Annotated in this window: 16 protein-coding genes; 5 read left to right on the top strand and 11 right to left on the bottom strand. The window is 65.8% G+C overall.

All coding sequences use genetic code 11. The features are described from left to right. Positions 1-81: 81 nt before the first annotated feature. Positions 82-453 (bottom strand): flagellar protein FlaG, encoded by a 372-nt coding sequence (locus ACFFJK_RS14565; protein ID WP_379680069.1) that lies wholly within the window; start codon positions 451-453, stop codon positions 82-84. An 85-nt stretch (positions 454-538) separates the two neighbouring features. Then, on the bottom strand, positions 539-2,026 hold the full coding sequence (locus ACFFJK_RS14560; RefSeq protein ID WP_379680068.1) for a flagellin: 1,488 nt from the start codon (positions 2,024-2,026) through the stop codon (positions 539-541). Between the two features lie 431 nt (positions 2,027-2,457). Between ACFFJK_RS14560 and ACFFJK_RS14555 the strand changes: the two genes are divergently transcribed. Next, on the top strand, positions 2,458-2,721 hold the full coding sequence (locus ACFFJK_RS14555; protein WP_379680067.1) for a hypothetical protein: 264 nt from the start codon (positions 2,458-2,460) through the stop codon (positions 2,719-2,721). 88 nt (positions 2,722-2,809) lie between these two features. Here ACFFJK_RS14555 and ACFFJK_RS14550 read toward each other — a convergent pair whose 3' ends face one another. The 4 genes from ACFFJK_RS14550 to ACFFJK_RS14535 all read right to left on the bottom strand — a co-directional run bounded on the left by ACFFJK_RS14550 (position 2,810) and on the right by ACFFJK_RS14535 (position 7,020). Continuing rightward, on the bottom strand, positions 2,810-4,399 hold the full coding sequence (locus ACFFJK_RS14550) for a GGDEF domain-containing protein (RefSeq protein WP_379680066.1): 1,590 nt from the start codon (positions 4,397-4,399) through the stop codon (positions 2,810-2,812). Positions 4,400-4,626: 227 nt separating this feature from the next. After that, entirely contained in the window at positions 4,627-5,274 is a 648-nt protein-coding gene (locus tag ACFFJK_RS14545; protein ID WP_379680065.1) for a response regulator, read from the bottom strand. Next, positions 5,267-6,766, bottom strand: coding sequence for a sensor histidine kinase (locus ACFFJK_RS14540; protein ID WP_379680064.1), 1,500 nt, complete (start codon positions 6,764-6,766; stop codon positions 5,267-5,269). The genes ACFFJK_RS14545 and ACFFJK_RS14540 overlap by 8 nt, the downstream gene beginning before the upstream one ends. Beyond that, positions 6,763-7,020 carry a hypothetical protein gene (locus ACFFJK_RS14535; RefSeq protein WP_379680063.1) on the bottom strand — a complete coding sequence of 86 codons (258 nt, stop codon included), beginning with the start codon at positions 7,018-7,020 and terminating at the stop codon, positions 6,763-6,765. The genes ACFFJK_RS14540 and ACFFJK_RS14535 overlap by 4 nt, the downstream gene beginning before the upstream one ends. Positions 7,021-7,079: 59 nt before the next feature. Between ACFFJK_RS14535 and greB the strand changes: the two genes are divergently transcribed. The 3 genes from greB to ACFFJK_RS14520 all read left to right on the top strand — a co-directional run bounded on the left by greB (position 7,080) and on the right by ACFFJK_RS14520 (position 8,846). Continuing rightward, positions 7,080-7,649: a transcription elongation factor GreB gene (gene greB / locus ACFFJK_RS14530; RefSeq protein WP_379680062.1), complete on the top strand. Its 570-nt coding sequence runs from the start codon at positions 7,080-7,082 to the stop codon at positions 7,647-7,649. A gap of 48 nt (positions 7,650-7,697) precedes the next feature. Next, positions 7,698-8,291 (top strand): biliverdin-producing heme oxygenase, encoded by a 594-nt coding sequence (locus ACFFJK_RS14525; RefSeq protein ID WP_379680061.1) that lies wholly within the window; start codon positions 7,698-7,700, stop codon positions 8,289-8,291. 129 nt (positions 8,292-8,420) lie between these two features. Further along, complete coding sequence (locus tag ACFFJK_RS14520) at positions 8,421-8,846, top strand: YciI family protein (RefSeq protein WP_379680060.1); 426 nt, start codon at positions 8,421-8,423, stop codon at positions 8,844-8,846. A 21-nt stretch (positions 8,847-8,867) separates the two neighbouring features. Here ACFFJK_RS14520 and ACFFJK_RS14515 read toward each other — a convergent pair whose 3' ends face one another. Next, positions 8,868-9,863, bottom strand: a complete 996-nt coding sequence (locus ACFFJK_RS14515; RefSeq protein WP_379680058.1) for a 2-hydroxyacid dehydrogenase — start codon at positions 9,861-9,863, stop codon at positions 8,868-8,870. 282 nt (positions 9,864-10,145) lie between these two features. Between ACFFJK_RS14515 and ACFFJK_RS14510 the strand changes: the two genes are divergently transcribed. Next, complete coding sequence (locus tag ACFFJK_RS14510; RefSeq protein ID WP_379680057.1) at positions 10,146-11,756, top strand: methyl-accepting chemotaxis protein; 1,611 nt, start codon at positions 10,146-10,148, stop codon at positions 11,754-11,756. A gap of 71 nt (positions 11,757-11,827) precedes the next feature. Here ACFFJK_RS14510 and ACFFJK_RS14505 read toward each other — a convergent pair whose 3' ends face one another. The 4 genes from ACFFJK_RS14505 to ACFFJK_RS14490 form a co-directional block, all read right to left on the bottom strand. After that, entirely contained in the window at positions 11,828-14,071 is a 2,244-nt protein-coding gene (locus tag ACFFJK_RS14505; RefSeq protein WP_379680055.1) for a RelA/SpoT family protein, read from the bottom strand. A gap of 74 nt (positions 14,072-14,145) precedes the next feature. Next, complete coding sequence (gene rpoZ / locus ACFFJK_RS14500; protein ID WP_005665923.1) at positions 14,146-14,349, bottom strand: DNA-directed RNA polymerase subunit omega; 204 nt, start codon at positions 14,347-14,349, stop codon at positions 14,146-14,148. 145 nt (positions 14,350-14,494) lie between these two features. After that, positions 14,495-15,142 (bottom strand): guanylate kinase, encoded by a 648-nt coding sequence (gene gmk, locus ACFFJK_RS14495; protein ID WP_379680053.1) that lies wholly within the window; start codon positions 15,140-15,142, stop codon positions 14,495-14,497. A gap of 184 nt (positions 15,143-15,326) precedes the next feature. Next, positions 15,327-16,214 (bottom strand): YicC/YloC family endoribonuclease, encoded by an 888-nt coding sequence (locus ACFFJK_RS14490; protein ID WP_379680051.1) that lies wholly within the window; start codon positions 16,212-16,214, stop codon positions 15,327-15,329. Positions 16,215-16,254 lie beyond the last annotated feature (40 nt).

Genomic DNA, 16,254 nt, shown 5'->3' with positions numbered 1-16,254 from the left:
CGGAACGGGGATGACAGGCGTGCAAAGGCAGCGCACGCTCCCGGGAGCGCGCGCTGGAATGCGGTGATGCAATGCCGCGGCTCAGGCGGTCTGGCTGATCAGGAGGCCGCGCATCTTGTCGATCGACTTGGCGATCTCGAGCGCTTCGACCGAAGGAATCTGGCGCACCACTTCGCGCGTGCCCTGGTCGATGATCTTGACGACGATTTCCTTGCTTTCCTCGTCGATTGCGAATTCCAGGCTTTGCGCCGAGGCGGCCATGCCCTCGTTGATCTTCTTGACCGCGTCGCTGACCTGCTCGCGCGACGGTTGCTCGCGCACGGGCTGTACGGCGTCGGGCGCGACGGCGGAGGTCGCCCCCCTGGCGGACTGTACGTTTTGCTGCTCGACCGCCGGGAGCGTGCGCTCCTCCAGCCGCGACGCCACGGGTGAACCAAGAGATTGGATGTTCATGTGACTTCCCTAGCAAAAAATCCCCGGCTGAATTTCTTCAGCCGAGGATCCGTTTTACTGCACGGATGGACTAGCTAGCCGGTGATTAACCACGCAGCAGCGACAGGACGCCGTTCGGCAGCGAGTTCGCCTGGGCCAGCATCGAGGTACCGGCCTGCTGCAGGATCTGGCCGCGGGTCATTTTCGCGGTTTCCGAAGCAAAATCGGTGTCGACGATGCGGCTGCGCGATGCCGAGAGGTTCTCGGTGGTTGAAGCCAGGTTTGAGATCGCCGAGTCAAAGCGCGATTGCAGGGCGCCGTATTCCGCGCGCTGGCTGTTCACCTGGCCAAGGGCCGCGTCAGCAATCTTGATTGCCAGCTGGGCACCGTCGAAGGTGCTGATGTCCAGTTTGGCGACCGACTTCAGTTCCGACGCGCCGTTGGCGCCGTCTGCGTCGGTCATGCCGAAGCCGCTGGTGTCGGTCACCGAGAAGCTCTTTTCGGAGTCCAGCACCAGACGACCGACGGCGGTCGCGCCATCATCGCCTTCGGTTGCGACAGGGTCGGCCAGAGCGGTGCCTTTAGCGTCGTACGTGCCCAGGGTAGCGGCCGACGTTGCATCATTCGATACGTTGGCCAGCTTGATGTCATTGCCCGAGGCGTTGGTCAGTTTGACGCCGCCGTTGGCTGCGTCGTACGAGGCGGTTACGCCCGTCTTGGCCGACTGCGCGTTGAAGGCACTGATGGCCGCCGCATATCCGTTGGCGCTGTCTTCGCTGACCGAGAACGAGACCTTCACGGCTTCGGTGCTGTTGTCTGAAGTCAGGTCGAAGGTGAACGACTTGCCGGCGCCGTCTGCGAAATCCGCCTTGAGCAGGGCTTCGGTTTTGGCTGTGGCGGTCACGCCGGTTTCGCCGCTGGCGCTATTGATGGCTGCTGCGGCATCCTTGGCCGACGAGCCGGCAGCAATGTCAACGTCCTTCGAGCCGGTCGAACCATAGATCTTCATCGTGCCGTCGCCGCCGGTGATGCCGTTGGTGGCAGCGGTGTCGGCCTGGACCGCATCGACTTCCAGGCGGTTGTTGCCGTAGGTCGAGGTGGTGAAGTTCGAGCCGGTCATCGAGATCAGCTGGCCTGCGTTGGCGCCGACCTGGAAGTTGGCGGTGCCCATCGAACCGTCCAGCAGCTTCTGGCCGTTGAATTCGGTGGTGTTGGCGATACGGTTCAGTTCCGAGGTCAACTGGGTGACTTCGGTCTGCAGGGCCTTGCGGTCACCAGCCGAGTTCGACGAGTTCGACGACTGCACCGCCAGTTCGCGGATACGCTGCAGGATGTCGCCCGAGCTCGACAGGGCGCCTTCGGCGGTCTGGGCCATCGACACGCCGTCGTTCGCGTTGCGGGTTGCCTGGTTCATGCCGCGAATCTGCGAGCTCATGCGGTCCGAGATGGCGAGGCCGGCGGCGTCGTCCTTGGCGCTGTTGATGCGCAGGCCCGACGACAGGCGCTGGATCGAGGTGTTCAGGGAAGCTTGCGAAGTCGACAGGTTGCGCTGCGAGTTCAGGGATGCGACGTTGGTGTTGATAACGGATGCCATGGTATTTCTCCAGACTTATTTCGGGGTGGGCTACCTTGCCCTGTTCACTTTGGTGCGCCACGCTGTTCCGTGACGATCACACCGCTGTTGATGCAGGTAACGTGCTCCACGGCAAAAACTTGATGGTGGGAACCAAAAATAAATTCGGATTTTTTCGCTCAAGTTTTCCGGCCGCCGCGTCTAGACGACCATGACAATCGGAACTTTAGGGCGAAAAAAAATTTATTTTTCTTCTCAAGTCAGCCTGGAAGGCGGCAGTTGACAGCGAAAATGTTGCTATTACAACCATCCATCGGAAGCCGGCGCTACCAGGAGGCGTCATCCCCCGAGGATAATTTTTACAAGATCGGCTGCTGGCGTTGGCAAAATGCTAGGATTCCAACGAGCCCTGCCGTATTGACGGCCCATCCGCTTCTTGTCCGGAGAACGAAATGAAGATGATTGCAGCAGCGTGCACCGCACTGGCCCTGGCGTTGACGGGATGCGCCACGGCGCCGGATGCCCAGGACGTCCCCACCGAGGCCGAACTGATCGCCAACGCCGGCAACACCGCCGGGCAGGATGGGCACCAGATGACCGGCAGCCGCCTGAAAGACCGCACCTCGACCGACCGCATGTTGAAGGCCGTCGGGGCCCAGGGCGCGCGCGACGAGATGCGCAATGCCGCGCGTCCGCTGGGGGCGCCGGGCACGTAAGCGGTAAACGATCAGCGCCAGGACGCAGCGTACATTCAGCTGCGCTTAACTTTTTGCGGTTTGATTAAGCGGCGCTAATCTACAGGCGTCAGCCGGCGACCACGACCCGGTTCTTTCCGCTCTGCTTGGCCTGGTACATGGCGCGGTCGGCGCGCGCCATCAGGCTGGCCTGGTCCTCGTTCGGATGGCGCAGCGCCACGCCGCAGGAGAAGGTGATTAGCATCTTCTCGTTGTCGTGCATGAAGAAGTGGCGCGTCAGTTCGCGCTGCACGCGCACCATCGCCGCCGCCGCCGCCTCGACCGTCGTCTCGGGCAGCAGGATCAGGAATTCCTCGCCGCCGAAGCGGGCGATCACGTCCATCGAGCGCAGCGTCTCGCGCACCACCTTGACCAGGTGCTTGAGGGCGCTGTCGCCGGCCAGGTGGCCGTAGGTGTCGTTGAGCTTCTTGAAATTGTCGAGGTCGAGCATGGCCACGCACAGCGGCGTGTTGCGGCGGTCGGCGCGCGCGCTTTCGCGCTCGAACACGTCGTCCAGGCCGCGGCGGTTCAGGCTGCCGGTGAGCTGGTCTTCGCGCACCAGTTCGCTCATGTGCTGCAGCTCGGCTTCCAGCGCGCGGATGCGCTCCTCGGCTTCCTGCACCTCGCGGTGCACTTCCACCATCCGGTCGCGCGAGGCCAGCGCTTCGTCCTGGGCGGCGCGCATCTCGCGCAGCACCTCTTCCATCACGTCGTTCAGCTCATCGATACCGGACGCGCGGCCGATGCGCTCCGAATAGCCGGCCAGCCGCGCATGGTGGTCGCCGGTCGACGCCGCCACCGAACCGAGACGGTCGATGAAGGTCATCATCATGTTCTTCATGGTGGCGCGCACATCCGCGATGCCGTGCCTGAGCCGGCCCTGCTTGAGGATCACGTCCTTCAGGCTGCGCGTCGCGTCTTCCAGCGAACGGCTGTCGAGCGGGCCGGCGATCAGGTCCTGCACGGCGGCGATCTGGCCGCGCATCCAGTTGTCGTCGTCGAGCAGTTCGGTGACGTTGTCGAGCAGCAGGCGGAACAGGCGCAGCAGCAATTCCTGCTGCTCGGCCGCGTCGCCGCTGCGCAGTTCGATCTGGTAGCACAACTGCTTCAGGCGCCCAGACAGCTCCTGCAGCGCGGCATCGCCGCGCGCCAGCTTGACCGCGCCGCCCAGCGCTTCGGCCTCCTGCGCCAGTGCCGGGCTGCCGGCCAGCAGGGTCGCCAGCGCGTAGGCCAGCGAGCGGCCCAGCATCTCGCGCAGGTGGCGCGCGTCCGGGTCTTCGTCGCCGAGGGCCATCACCGGCGTGTTGCGGCGCAGGTGGCGCTCGGCCATCTGCGAGAGCGCCTGGGCGTAGCCGGACCAGTCCTGGGTCCTGGCCGCGCGCAGCATGCGGCGGCCGTACTCGGCCACTTCGCCCGGCGTGTCGGCCAGGCGGCGGGCAAACACGGCCAGCACGTCGGCGGCAGGGTTGTCGGCCGGGGCCGGGGCCGGCGGCAGCGGGGCCGGTGGCGCGGGCGGCACCCCGGCAATCTCGTCGTAGATCGCCCGGTAGGCATCCGGCGTGGGCGCGATGCGGCGCGTCGCGAGGCGGCGGAAGGCTTCGCGGGCGATCTCGGCGGGATTCTGGCCGGGGGGGACGGGGGGCAACGACGGGAAGGACATGGCTGTAGTGACGCGGATTGCAGGGTGGCGTAATGATAAGCAGCTTTTTTGCCGCACATCAATTAAAACAGAAACAAAAGGTCTTATTCCTGCCGTTCTACAACGACTGGCTTATTCGACAAGTTCGCGCACCATTGTTCGTAGGGTGGACGGCTCGGCCGTCCGCGCGTTCAACCGGGATCAAAATCAATCGTGCCGGTTTCTTGCCGGGTCCGCCTCCCCGGTCGCTACCCGACGAGCTGGTTGCGAATCGCATAATGCGTCAGCTCCGCGCTGTTCTTGAGCTTCATCTTCGCCAGCAGGCGGGCGCGGTACTCGCTGACGGTCTTGACCGACAGCGACAGCTCGCGCGCGATGTCGCTGACCGTCATGCCGGAGGCGATCATGGTGAGGGTCTGGTATTCGCGGTCGGACAGGGCGTCGTGCAGCGGCGCCTCGTGGTCTTCGCCGACCTGGGCGGCCAGGGTCTGGGCGAGCGCGGCGCTGACGTACTTCTGGCCGGCGGCCACCTGGCGGATCGCGGTGACCAGCTCGCGCGGGGCGCTCTGCTTGGTCATGTAGCCGGCCGCGCCGGCCTTGAGCGAGCGGATCGCGTACTGGTCCTCGCGGTGCATGGACAGCATCAGCACGGCCAGCTCGGGCCTGTCCTTCTTGATCTGCTTGAGCACCTCGATGCCGTTGCGGTCGGGCAGGGAGATGTCGAGCAGCATCACGTGGGGGCGCGCCTTGCCGACCAGCTTGACGGCGTCGAGCCCGGTTTCGGCCTCGCCCGCGACGATGATGTCGCGCTGCTCGGCCAGGATCTGCTTCAGGCCTTCGCGGACGATCGCATGGTCGTCGGCGATGAATACACGAATTGTTGCTTTGTCAGTCATCTTGCCTGGACTTGTGAGGGAAGGCGGCGGCATCGCGGGCAAGTTGCGGAGCGGCCAGCCTGATCTTGATAGTCACCATCGTGCCACCTCCGGGCGCGGACGACAAGGCCAGCGTGCCGCCCAGCGCCTTGGCCCGCTCGCTCATGCCGCGCAGGCCGAAGGACTGCGGCTTGAGGCGGTCGCTCGGTACGATGCCGCGGCCGTTGTCGCAGATCTCGAGGGTCAGGTGGGCGCGCTGGCGCCGCAGCGAGACGGTGACGCGGGTGGCGCCGGCGTGCTTGGCGATGTTGGTCAGCGCTTCCTGGAAGATGCGGAACAGGGCGGTGGCGTGGTCGTCGTCCAGCAGGATGTCGTCGTCCGGCCCGCGGAAGATGCAGGCGATGCCCATCTGCTTCTCGAATTCCCGGGCCTGCCATTCGAGCGCGGCGACGATGCCCAGGTCGAGCATGGTCGGGCGCAGGTCGAGCGAGATCCGGTGCACCGCCTCGATGCTGCGGTCGACCAGGTCGTCCAGGTAGTTGGCCCGTTCCAGCAGCGCCGGCTGGTCGCCCGGCAGGCGCGCCGCCAGCATGGACAGCGCCATCTTGATGGCCGTGAGGTTGCCGCCGAGGTCGTCGTGGATCTCGCGCGCGATGCGGGCGCGCTCCTGTTCCTTGACCTGCTCGATGTGGTCGGTGAGCTCGGCCAGCCGCGCGCGCGAGCGCAGCACCTCGTGCTGTTCGTGCTTGCTGGCCGTGATGTTGGTCATGATGCCGTCCCACTGCACCGCGCCGCCCTCGATGGCGTGCGGCGTGGCGCGCAGGTTGATCCACTTGACGTCCTTCCAGGCGTCGATCCAGATCCGGCCCTCCCAGTTCCAGGCCGTCAGGGCGGCGCGCGAGGCCGCCATTGCCTCGACATAGCCCTTGCGGTCTTCCGGCAGGATCAGGCGCTCGAACAGGGTGGCGTCGTGCTGCAGTTCCGACACCGACAGCCCCAGCAGGGCCGGGCAACCGTCGCTCAGCCAGGGGAAGTCCATGCGGCCGTCCGGGTACAGCACGAACTGGTAGACCAGTCCCGGCGTGTTGCGCACCACGGCGTCGAAACGGGCTTGCGACTGGACCAGTGCCTGGGCCGCGGCGTCCAGCAGCGTGAGGTCGTCGGCGATGGCCAGCAGCAGCGCGCGCCCGTCGCGCACGATGCGCAGGAACGTGAGCCTGACCGGATAGCGGCTGCCGTCGGCGCGCTGCAGGCTGGCGCGCAGGCTGGCCTGGGCGCCGACTTCCTCGCCCAGTCCGGCCAGCAGGTCGTCCAGTTGCGCGCGGTCGAGCGTCGGCGCAACAGCGCAGAAATCCAGCGCGTCCAGGGCCGCCGCGTCGTGGCCGAGGTTCAGGCGCGCGGCCTGGTTGGTGTCGACGATGCCGAGGGTGGCGGCGTCGAGCAGGTAGATTTCGGAAGCGGCCGCCTGCATTTCGGCGGCCAGGGCGGGAGCGGGTGGGACTGGTGGACTCATTGGTGTTCGGTGTCGGGTTTGTCCTGGGCTTGCCGCTGGCGCGTGCGCAAACGCGCGCCCATGCGGCGCAGCACGCGCATCAGGTGGCCGGGCTGCCGTCCGGCATGCCGCAAGGATGTGCGCACACCCCGGCGCATGGCCGCGACCAGGGCGCGGGCATGGCGCCAGAAGCCGGTGGCGCGCAGCGCCGCCAGCGCGGCCAGAGGCGCCGACAGCCGGGAGCGTGAGGCAATACGCGATTGTGCTCGTCTCATGATGCGCATGATACGGCAAGCCGGTGTATGGCAGCGCCGCTTGCCGTTACAATAAGCTTATGAATAAGGCATTCGTAAAAGAGACGGACAACGACGACGACGACGACGACGCGTTGGCGCTGGCCCAGGCGATTCCCGCCGGGGCCAAGAACTACATCACGCCCGCCGGCTACAAGGCCATCAAGGACGAACTGCTGCAGCTGATCGACGTCGAGCGTCCGGAGGTGGTCAAGGTCGTGCACTGGGCCGCCTCCAACGGCGACCGCTCGGAAAACGGCGACTACATCTATGGCAAGCGCCGCCTGCGCGAGATCGACCGCCGCATTCGCTTCCTCACCAAGCGCATGGATTCGGCCTTCGTGGTCGACCCGAGTGTGCATTACGGCAACGACCAGGTCTTCTTCGGCGCCACCGTCACCTACCTGAACAAGGCGGGCGAGGAGCATACGGTCACGATCGTCGGCATCGACGAGCTCGATCCGCTCAGGGGCAAGATCAGCTGGGTCTCGCCGGTGGCGCGCGCCCTGACCAAGGCGAAGGAGGGCGACCTCATCACCCTGCAGACACCGCTTGGTACGGATGAGCTGGAGATCCTGTCGGTCGAGTATCCCGAACCCATCACCGACTGAGCAGTACCGGGGCTGGTAAGATGAGCGATTCGCCGCTTATTGAGCCCCATGGACCGTTCCAACGATTCCGCGCGCGACACCGATGTACTGGCCGCGCTGCGGACTGCGACTGCCTCCCGGCACGAGCGGCTCGACAGCGGCCTGCCGTTGTCCGCCCCCGCAGCTTCCCTCGACGATTACGCCGCCCACCTGCGCATGGTGCGCGACTGGCTCGCGCCACTCGACAGCTGGCTGGCCGGCTTTGCCGACGGCCCGCAGGCCGAATTGGCGCCGCCGTCCGTGCCACGCCTGGCGCTGATCCAGGCCGACCTTGCCGAGCCCGGCATGCCCGAGGTCGCGCCGCTGCGCCCTGCACCCGGCTGGCCCGTCGATGCCAGCGCCGCCTGGCGCTGGGGCGTGGCCTACGTGATCGAAGGCTCGCAACTGGGCGGCGCCGTGCTGTACAGGCAACTGGCCGAACCGCTGGCGCCGCACCCGCTGCGCTACCTGCGCGGCGAGGAGGGCGGTCCGGGCCCGCGCTGGCGTGCCTTCATGCAGGCGCTGCGCACCCGTGTGAACACGCCGGAAGAGATCGCCGAAGCCTGCGCCGGCGCCTGTGCGGCCTTCGACGCCATCCTCGCGCTGGCGCCGCTGGAAGAATAATCCAAAAAAATGTTCGGGCGATGTCGATTCGATGTCGATTTCGCGTCGCGCCGATCGTCGAGCTGTCAAATGGCGGATAAAAGGGGACCAACCAGCCGCCGTCTTCAACCAGAACCGATGGAGGATGCGATGCGATTCATGATTTTGCTGAAAGCGGACAAACACAGCGAAGCCGGCCAGATGCCTGACGAAAAACTGCTCACGAAGATGGGCAGGTTCAACGACGAACTGCTCAAGGCGGGCGTGATGGTGGGCGGCGAAGGACTGCACCCGTCCTCGCGCGGCGCCCGCATGCAGTTCGGCAAGGACGGCAGCGTGCGTGTGGTCGACGGCCCCTTTGCCGAGACCAAGGAACTGCTGGCCGGCTTCTGGATCTGGCAGGTGAAGTCGAAGGAAGAAGCGATCGAATGGGTCAAGCGCGTGCCCATGCCGATGGCGGGCGGCGAAGCCGAGATCGAGATCCGCCAGATCTTCGAGATGGACGACTTCGGCGAGGCGATGACGCCGGAACTGCGCGAGCAGGAAGAGCGCCAGCGCGCCGTCCTGGCCGGCTAGCTGCCACAGCAACCCCGGGCGTCATGCGCGCGGCACCCGGTTGACGAGTTCCTCGCCGCGTTCGAACGCGCTGATGCTGTCGATCGTCGTCTGCATGATCTGCCCGATCGCCTCGACGGTAAAGAAGGCCTGGTGGCCGGTGACGATCACGTTCGGGAAGGACACCAGGCGCTGGATGACGTCGTCGCAGATGATCGTCGACGACAGGTCCTGGAAGAACAGGTTGGCTTCCTGCTCATAGACGTCGATCGCCAGGCCGCCCAGTTGCCCGGTCTTGAGGGCGGCAATGGCGGCTTCGGTATCGACCAGGCCGCCGCGGCTGGTGTTGACGAGGATGCTGCCGCGCTTGGCGCGCGCCAGTGCGTCTGCGTTCACGATATACCGGGTCGCGTCGGTCAGCGGGCAATGCAGGGACACCACGTCGCTGCACGACAGCAACTCGTCGACCGACACATAGCGTCCGCCGGCTTCCTCGAACGCCGCGCTCCGGTACGGATCGTGGCCGACGACGGTGCAACCGAAGCCGGCCATGATCCTGGCGAAGATCGTCCCGATCTTGCCGGTCCCGATCACGCCGACGGTCTTGCCATGCAGGTCGAAGCCCATCAGGCCTTCCAGGTCGAAGTTGCCGTCGCGCGTGCGGGCGCTGGCGCGCGCGATTTTCCTGTTCACGGCAAGCAGCAAGCCCACGGCAAACTCTGCAACCGAATGCGGGGAGTAGTCGGTCACGCGGACCACCGCAATGCCGTGCCGTTCGGCCGCGGCCACGTCGATCTGGTTGTAGCCCGTGGAACGCGTCGCCACCAGGCGCGTTCCCTGTGCCGCCAGGATGGCGAGCGCCGCCGCATCGACGCTGTCGTTGACGAACACGCAGACCGCCTCGCATCCCTTCGCCAGGCTTGCGCTGTCCGCCGTCAAGCGGTCCTCGAAAAACCGCAGTTCGTGCCCGGCGCCGGCGTTTGCCCGCTCCAGCATCGTCCGGTCATAGCGGCGTGCGCTGAATACTGCCGTCTTCATCGTGACTCCTTCATTGGCCATGCAGGCGCGTCCAGTGCCGCAAAATAGCAGCCGCCGCTGCGCCGCGACGCACGGTTCGACGGCGGGGCGGCAAGTGGAATACGGGATATCCCTGAGTTGCGCGTTTGCCGCAATGCGTCGTAGTTGCCCTGTGGCAATGCTATGCTCCGCACTGTGCAGCTTGGCTTGCCTGCATGTCCAGGCGCTTGTCTTATAACCGTCCCATCCATTCCCGTGCGTCGCCGGTGCGGCACGCCGCTACACCCAGAAGGAATCCCCGTCGTGAAGAACCTCAAGATCGGTGCCCGGCTCGGCATCGGGTTCGCCATCGTCCTGTCCCTGTTGCTCGCCGTAACGCTCACTGCGCTGGTACGCATGCAGTCGGCCGGCGACCTTACCTACCGCCTGGTGAACACCAGCATCAAGAACCAGCGTAACGTGGCCGAGTGGAGCAAGCTTATCGAACTGAACAATGCGCGGATGGAAACCGTGTTCGTGGCGACCGATCCGGCGGTGGCCGTGGACATGGCCGAACGCATGAAGGCAGTCTCGGCCCGTTCGACCGCGTTGCAGAACGAGATCGAAGGTTCGCTGCGCAATCCGGGCGTCAAGGAGCAGTTCAAGGTCGTCAAGCAGGAGCATGTCGCTTACCTGGCCGCGCGCGACGCGCTGTTCAAGGCCAAGCTGGCCGGCGACCACGACCTGGCCGTTACGGTCCATCGCGAGCAGATGGTGCCGCGTACCGCCGCGTTCCAGGCAGCGATCGACAAGTTCGCCAGGATGCAGGTCACCGCCGCCGACGGGATCGCCACCTCCATCCTCGACTCCTACGCCAGCACGCGCGTGCTCCTGGTCTGGCTGGGCCTGGCAGCCGTCGCACTGGGCATCGCCTGCGCCTGGCTGATCACCCGCTCGATCACCGTGCCGCTGCGCGCCGCGGTCGCCGTGGCCGAAGACGTCGCTTCCGGTGACCTGTCGCGCCGCATCGTTGTCGCCGGCCGCGACGAGACTGCCCAGCTGATGCGCGCCCTGGGCGCGATGAACGACAGCCTGGCCGATATCGTCGGCCGCGTGCGCGCCGGCACCGGCACCATCGCCGTCGCCTCCGGCGAGATCGCGGCCGGCAACCAGGACCTGTCCGCGCGCACCGAGCAGCAGGCCGGCGCGCTCGAGGAGACCGCGGCTTCGATGGAAGAACTGATCTCGACCGTGAAGCAGAACGCGGACAACGCCCGCCAGGCCAACCGGCTGGCCGGCGAGGCCGCCATGATCGCCGAGCAGGGCGGCGTGATGGTGGGCGAGGTGGTGACGACCATGGGCGCGATCGACGAGGCGTCACGAAGAATCGCCGACATCATCGGCGTCATCGACGGCATCGCCTTCCAGACCAACATCCTGGCGCTCAACGCCGCGGTGGAAGCGGCGCGTGCAGGCGAGCAGGGCCGCGGCTTCGCCGTCGTGGCGTCCGAAGTGCGCAACCTGGCCCAGCGTTCGGCCGGCGCCGCCAAGGAGATCAAGGCACTGATCGACGACTCGGTGTCGAAGGTGGCGGAAGGCGGCAGCCAGGTCGACCGGGCCGGCGTGACGATGAACGAGATCGTGCGCAGCATCGGCCAGGTGACCGCCATCATGAGCGAGATCGCCAACGCCAGCGAAGAGCAGCGCGCGGGAATCGAGCAGGTCAACGGGGCGATCGTCGAGATGGACCGCGTGACCCAGCAGAACGCGGCCCTGGTCGAGGAAGCCGCGGCGGCGGCGGTCGCCATGCAGGAGCAGGCGGCAGGACTGTCGCAGGTGGTCGGGACGTTCAGGCTCGAACGGGAGGGGCGCCCCGTGCGCCAGCAGGGCATGCCGCGCGCGCAGCTTGCGCTTGATCCGGCGGCCGCCGGCTGAGTACTGCATGGTGCGAAAAAAAGGTCCGACACGTCGGACCTTTTTTCTTGCGCTTCAGCGAGGGCAGAGCACTACGACCGCTCGCGCTCGACCCGGTTCACGCCCGCTACCCTGCGCAGGTTGCGGATCAGCTGCGCCAGGTGCACCCGGTCCTTCACCTGGATGGTGAAGCGCAGCTGGGTCATCAGGTGTTCGTCGTCCTCGTCCATGCCGACATAGGTGATGTTGGCGTCGGACTCGCCGATCTCGGCCGCGACCCGCGCCAGGATGCCCTTCTCGTTGTTGATGAGCAGGCGGATGCGGCAGTCGAAGCGGCGGTTGAGCTCTTCGCCCCACTGCACGGCGATCCAGCGGTCCGGCTCCTTGGCGCGCACGCGCTTGGCCGGCAGGCACTCGCAGGTATGCACCACCAGGCCCTGGTCGCGGCGCAGCTGGCCGACGATCTGGTCGCCCGGGATCGGCAGGCAGCACGGCGCCAGCTGCACCGACACGCCTTCGCTGCCGTAGATCGTGACCGGATCGATCTCGGCGGCGGGCAGCGGCTGGCTCGACGGCTTGTGCTCCGGATCGGCCTCCATCAGGCCGAAGATGTGGCGCGCCACCAGCTGCGGCATGCGCTTGCCGATGCCGATGTCGGCATACAGCTCTTCCATCGACTTGGCCGAGGATTCGGCCAGCAGCCGTTCCACCGTCGCCGGCGGCAGTTCCGGAGCGATGTTGCGCGCGGCCAGCGCACCGGCCAGCAGTTCCTGGCCCAGCTCGACCGACTCGTTCACGTTCACCGTGCGCAGGTAGTGGCGGATCGCGGAGCGCGCCTTGCCGGTGCGGACAAAGCTCAGCCAGGTCGGGCTCGGGCGCGATTCCGGGTCGGTGACGATCTCGACGATGTCACCGTTGTGCAGCTCGCTGCGCAGCGGCGCCGGCTCGTTGTTGATCTTGACCGAGACCGTATGGTCGCCGATGCCGGTATGGATCGAGTAGGCGAAGTCGAGCGCCGTGGCGCCGCGCGGCAGCGCGATGATCTTCGACTTCGGCGTGAACACGTAGACCGAATCCGGGAACAGGTCGACCTTGACGTGTTCGAGGAACTCGGCCGAGTCGCCGGTCTGCTGCTGGATGTCGAGCAGCGACTGCAGCCATGCATGGGTGCGTTGCTGCAGGTCGGACATGTTCGAGTCGCCGGTCTTGTACAGCCAGTGCGCCGCCACGCCGCTCTCGGCGGTGCGGTGCATCTCCTGGGTGCGGATCTGGAACTCGACCGGGGTGCCGTAGGGGCCGATCAGGGTCGTGTGCAGCGACTGGTAGCCGTTGATCTTGCCGATCGCGATGTAGTCCTTGAACTTGCCGGGCATCGGCTTGTACAGGGCGTGCAGGGTGCCGAGCGCGACGTAGCAGTTCGGGACCGTGTCGACCACCACGCGGAAGCCGTACACGTCCAGCACCTGCGAGAACGACAGGTGCTTGTTGCGCATCTTCTTGTAGATGCCGTACAGGGTCTTCTCGCGGCCGTAGACTTCGGCCTGGATGCCTGCGCTGGCAAGCTGGTTCTTGACCGCCTCGAGGATCTTCTTGACCACCTCGCGGCGGTTGCCGCGCGCCGCCTTGATGGCCTTGGCCAGCGTGAAGTAGCGCAGCGGGTACAGGTGCGCGAAGGCCAGGTCCTGCAGCTCGCGGTAGATGTTGTTCAGGCCGAGGCGGTGCGCGATCGGCACGTAGACTTCCATCGTTTCGCGCGAGATGCGGCGGCGCTTGGCCGGCAGCATCACGCCCATCGTGCGCATGTTATGCAGGCGGTCGGCCAGCTTGATCAGAATGACGCGCACGTCCGAGGCCATCGCCAGCAGCATCTTGCGGAAGTTCTCGGCCTGGGCCTCGATCTGGCTCTGGAACTCGATCTTCTCGAGCTTGGACAGGCCGTCGACGAGGTTGGCGACCTGGGCGCCGAAGCGCTCGATCAGCTCGTCCTTCTTGACGTCCTGGTCTTCGATCACGTCGTGCAGCAGCGCGGCCATGATGGCCTGGGCGTCGAGCTTCCACTCGGCGCAGATCTCGGCGACGGCGATCGGATGGGAGATGTACGGCTCGCCCGACTTGCGGACCTGGCCGAGGTGTTTCTCGTCGGAGAAGCGGTAGGCTTCCTTGACTTTCTTGAGCTCGGCGGGGGTGAGGTAGTCGGACAGCTTGTTGATGAGCTGCGTGACCGAAGCGACGCCCGGGGCGGGCGCCGCTGCCTCGGCGTCTTGCGGTTTGCCCGGTCGCTTGGAGCGGGCAGGCGTGGGGACTGGATGGGTCGAATCCGGGGAAGACAATTTCATACGTTATATCGATCAGCCAGTATGAAGAACAGCATAACAGATTCGTCGAAGGAAGCGCCCGAGCCCCCTGAGTATTACATCGGGACTTTCTTCAGCATTTCCAGGCCGACTTTACCAGCGGCGATTTCGCGCAGCGCGACGACGGTCGGCTTGTCCTTGGCTTCGACCTTCGGGGTGTGGCCCTGCAGCAGCTGGCGTGCGCGATAGGTCGCGGCCAGGGTCAGCTGGAAGCGGTTCGGGACGTTCTTGAGGCAATCTTCGATGGTGATACGGGCCATGGTCACTCCTAAATGGACGGGAACACCGGATAACCTAGTGCGCGTTGCACTGGCGGCCTGCGATGCTCACTGTACTCACGTACAGCTCCGCTTCTCGGCCACCATTGCTGCCGCTCGCGACGGTTCTCCGATGTCCCTTATTTACTTACAAAGTTGGTTGATGCGCGTGGATTCCCAGCTGGGCAAACAAGTCGGCGTTGCGCGCCGCCTGCTGGGCGAAACGGCAACGTGTCGCTTTGACAATCGCCTGCAGTTCCGCGAGGGCGACGTTGAACTCTTCGTTGATGATAGCATATTCGAACTCCGGAGCGTGAGCGATCTCCCCCCCGGCGGCCAGCAGGCGGCGGGTAATGATGTGCGGTTCGTCGGTGCCGCGCTTGTGCAGGCGCTCCTCCAGGGCTTCGATCGAGGGCGGCAGGATGAAGATGCCGGCCGCGTCGGGGAACTGCTTCCTGACCTGGCGCGCACCCTGCCAGTCGATTTCCAGCAGGATGTCGGTCCCGGTCTTCATTTCCTGTTCCACGGTCAGGCGGCTGGTGCCGTAGTAGTTGCCGTGGACTTCCGCCCACTCCAGGAACTCGCCGCGGTCGGCGCGCGAGATGAAGTCTTCCGCCGTCGTGAAGTGGTATTCGCGGCCGTCCTGCTCGCCCGGGCGCGGCGCCCGGGTGGTGGTCGAGATCGACAGCTTGATGCCCGGTTCCAGCTTCAGCAGGGCGTTGACCAGGGTCGATTTGCCGGCGCCGGACGGGGCGGCGACGACGAACAGGCTGCCGGAGAGGGCGGGAGTGATCATGGTTGGGTCCTTATTGCGTTAGTTCTTTGGCGACAATCGGTCGCGTGGTGTTCATCATAAGTTCGAACGCGCGGGCGGGAAACCCGCCCACCCTACAATATCGCTCTGTAGGGTGGGCGGGTCCCCCGCCCGCGCGTTCAGGGTCACCGTCGCGCTGTTGCGCAACGACAACAATCTATATCGATTACTCGAGGTTCTGCACCTGCTCGCGCATCTGCTCGATGAGCAGCTTGAGCTCCATCGACGCATCGGCCAGTTCCTTCACCGACGCCTTGGCGCCCAGGGTGTTGGCCTCGCGGTTCAGTTCCTGCATCATGAAATCGAGGCGCTTGCCGACCTGGCCACCCTTCTTCAGGATGTGGCGCGTTTCGTTCAGGTGGGCCGACAGGCGCGACAGCTCTTCGGACACGTCGATGCGGATGCCGTAGAGCGTCACTTCCTGGCGGATGCGTTCCAGCACTTCCTGGCGGCTCAGGACGGACGGGTTGCCGTGGCCGGCCAGGCCCAGCGCGTCCTGCATGCGCTCGACGGCCTTTTGCTGGAACTGGTTGATCACCTGCGGGATGAGCGGGGTGATGCGCTTGACGATGGTTTCCATCGCTTCGATGCGCGAGAGCAGCATCGCTTCCAGCGCCGCGCCTTCGCGCTTGCGGCTGTCCACGAAAGCGGCGATGGTGGTGGCGGCGAGGGCGGCAACGTCGGCCTGCAGCGACTCCTGGCCCACGGTCGATTCCTCGATGACGCCGGGCCAGCGCAGCAGCTCGGCGACGGTCATCTGCGGGGCGGAAAGGAAGTGCTTGGTCACCTCGTTCTGCAGGCGCGCCAGGTCGGACAGCAGTTCGTGGTTGAGCGCCTGCGACCCGCCCGCGGTCTTGCGGCCGAAGGACAGGCGCACTTCGACCTTGCCGCGCGTGATGGCGGCCATGATGGCGGCGCGCAGGTCGGGCTCCAGCGCGCGCAGCTCGTCGTTGATACGGAACTGGAGATCGAGGAAGCGCGAGTTGACGCTCTTGATCTCGATGGTGAGGGTGCCGGCAGCGCCTTCGCTGGTCGCCACCGCATAACCTGTCATGCTTGAAATACTCAAAGGGGTCCCCGGTTTTTATTCTTTA

The sequence above is a fragment of the Massilia consociata genome (assembly GCF_042432755.1).
GTDB classification, from domain to species: domain Bacteria; phylum Pseudomonadota; class Gammaproteobacteria; order Burkholderiales; family Burkholderiaceae_D; genus Telluria; species Telluria consociata.
Note: the sequence above shows the minus strand (reverse complement) of the source record. Positions and strands in the feature narration are given on the sequence as shown.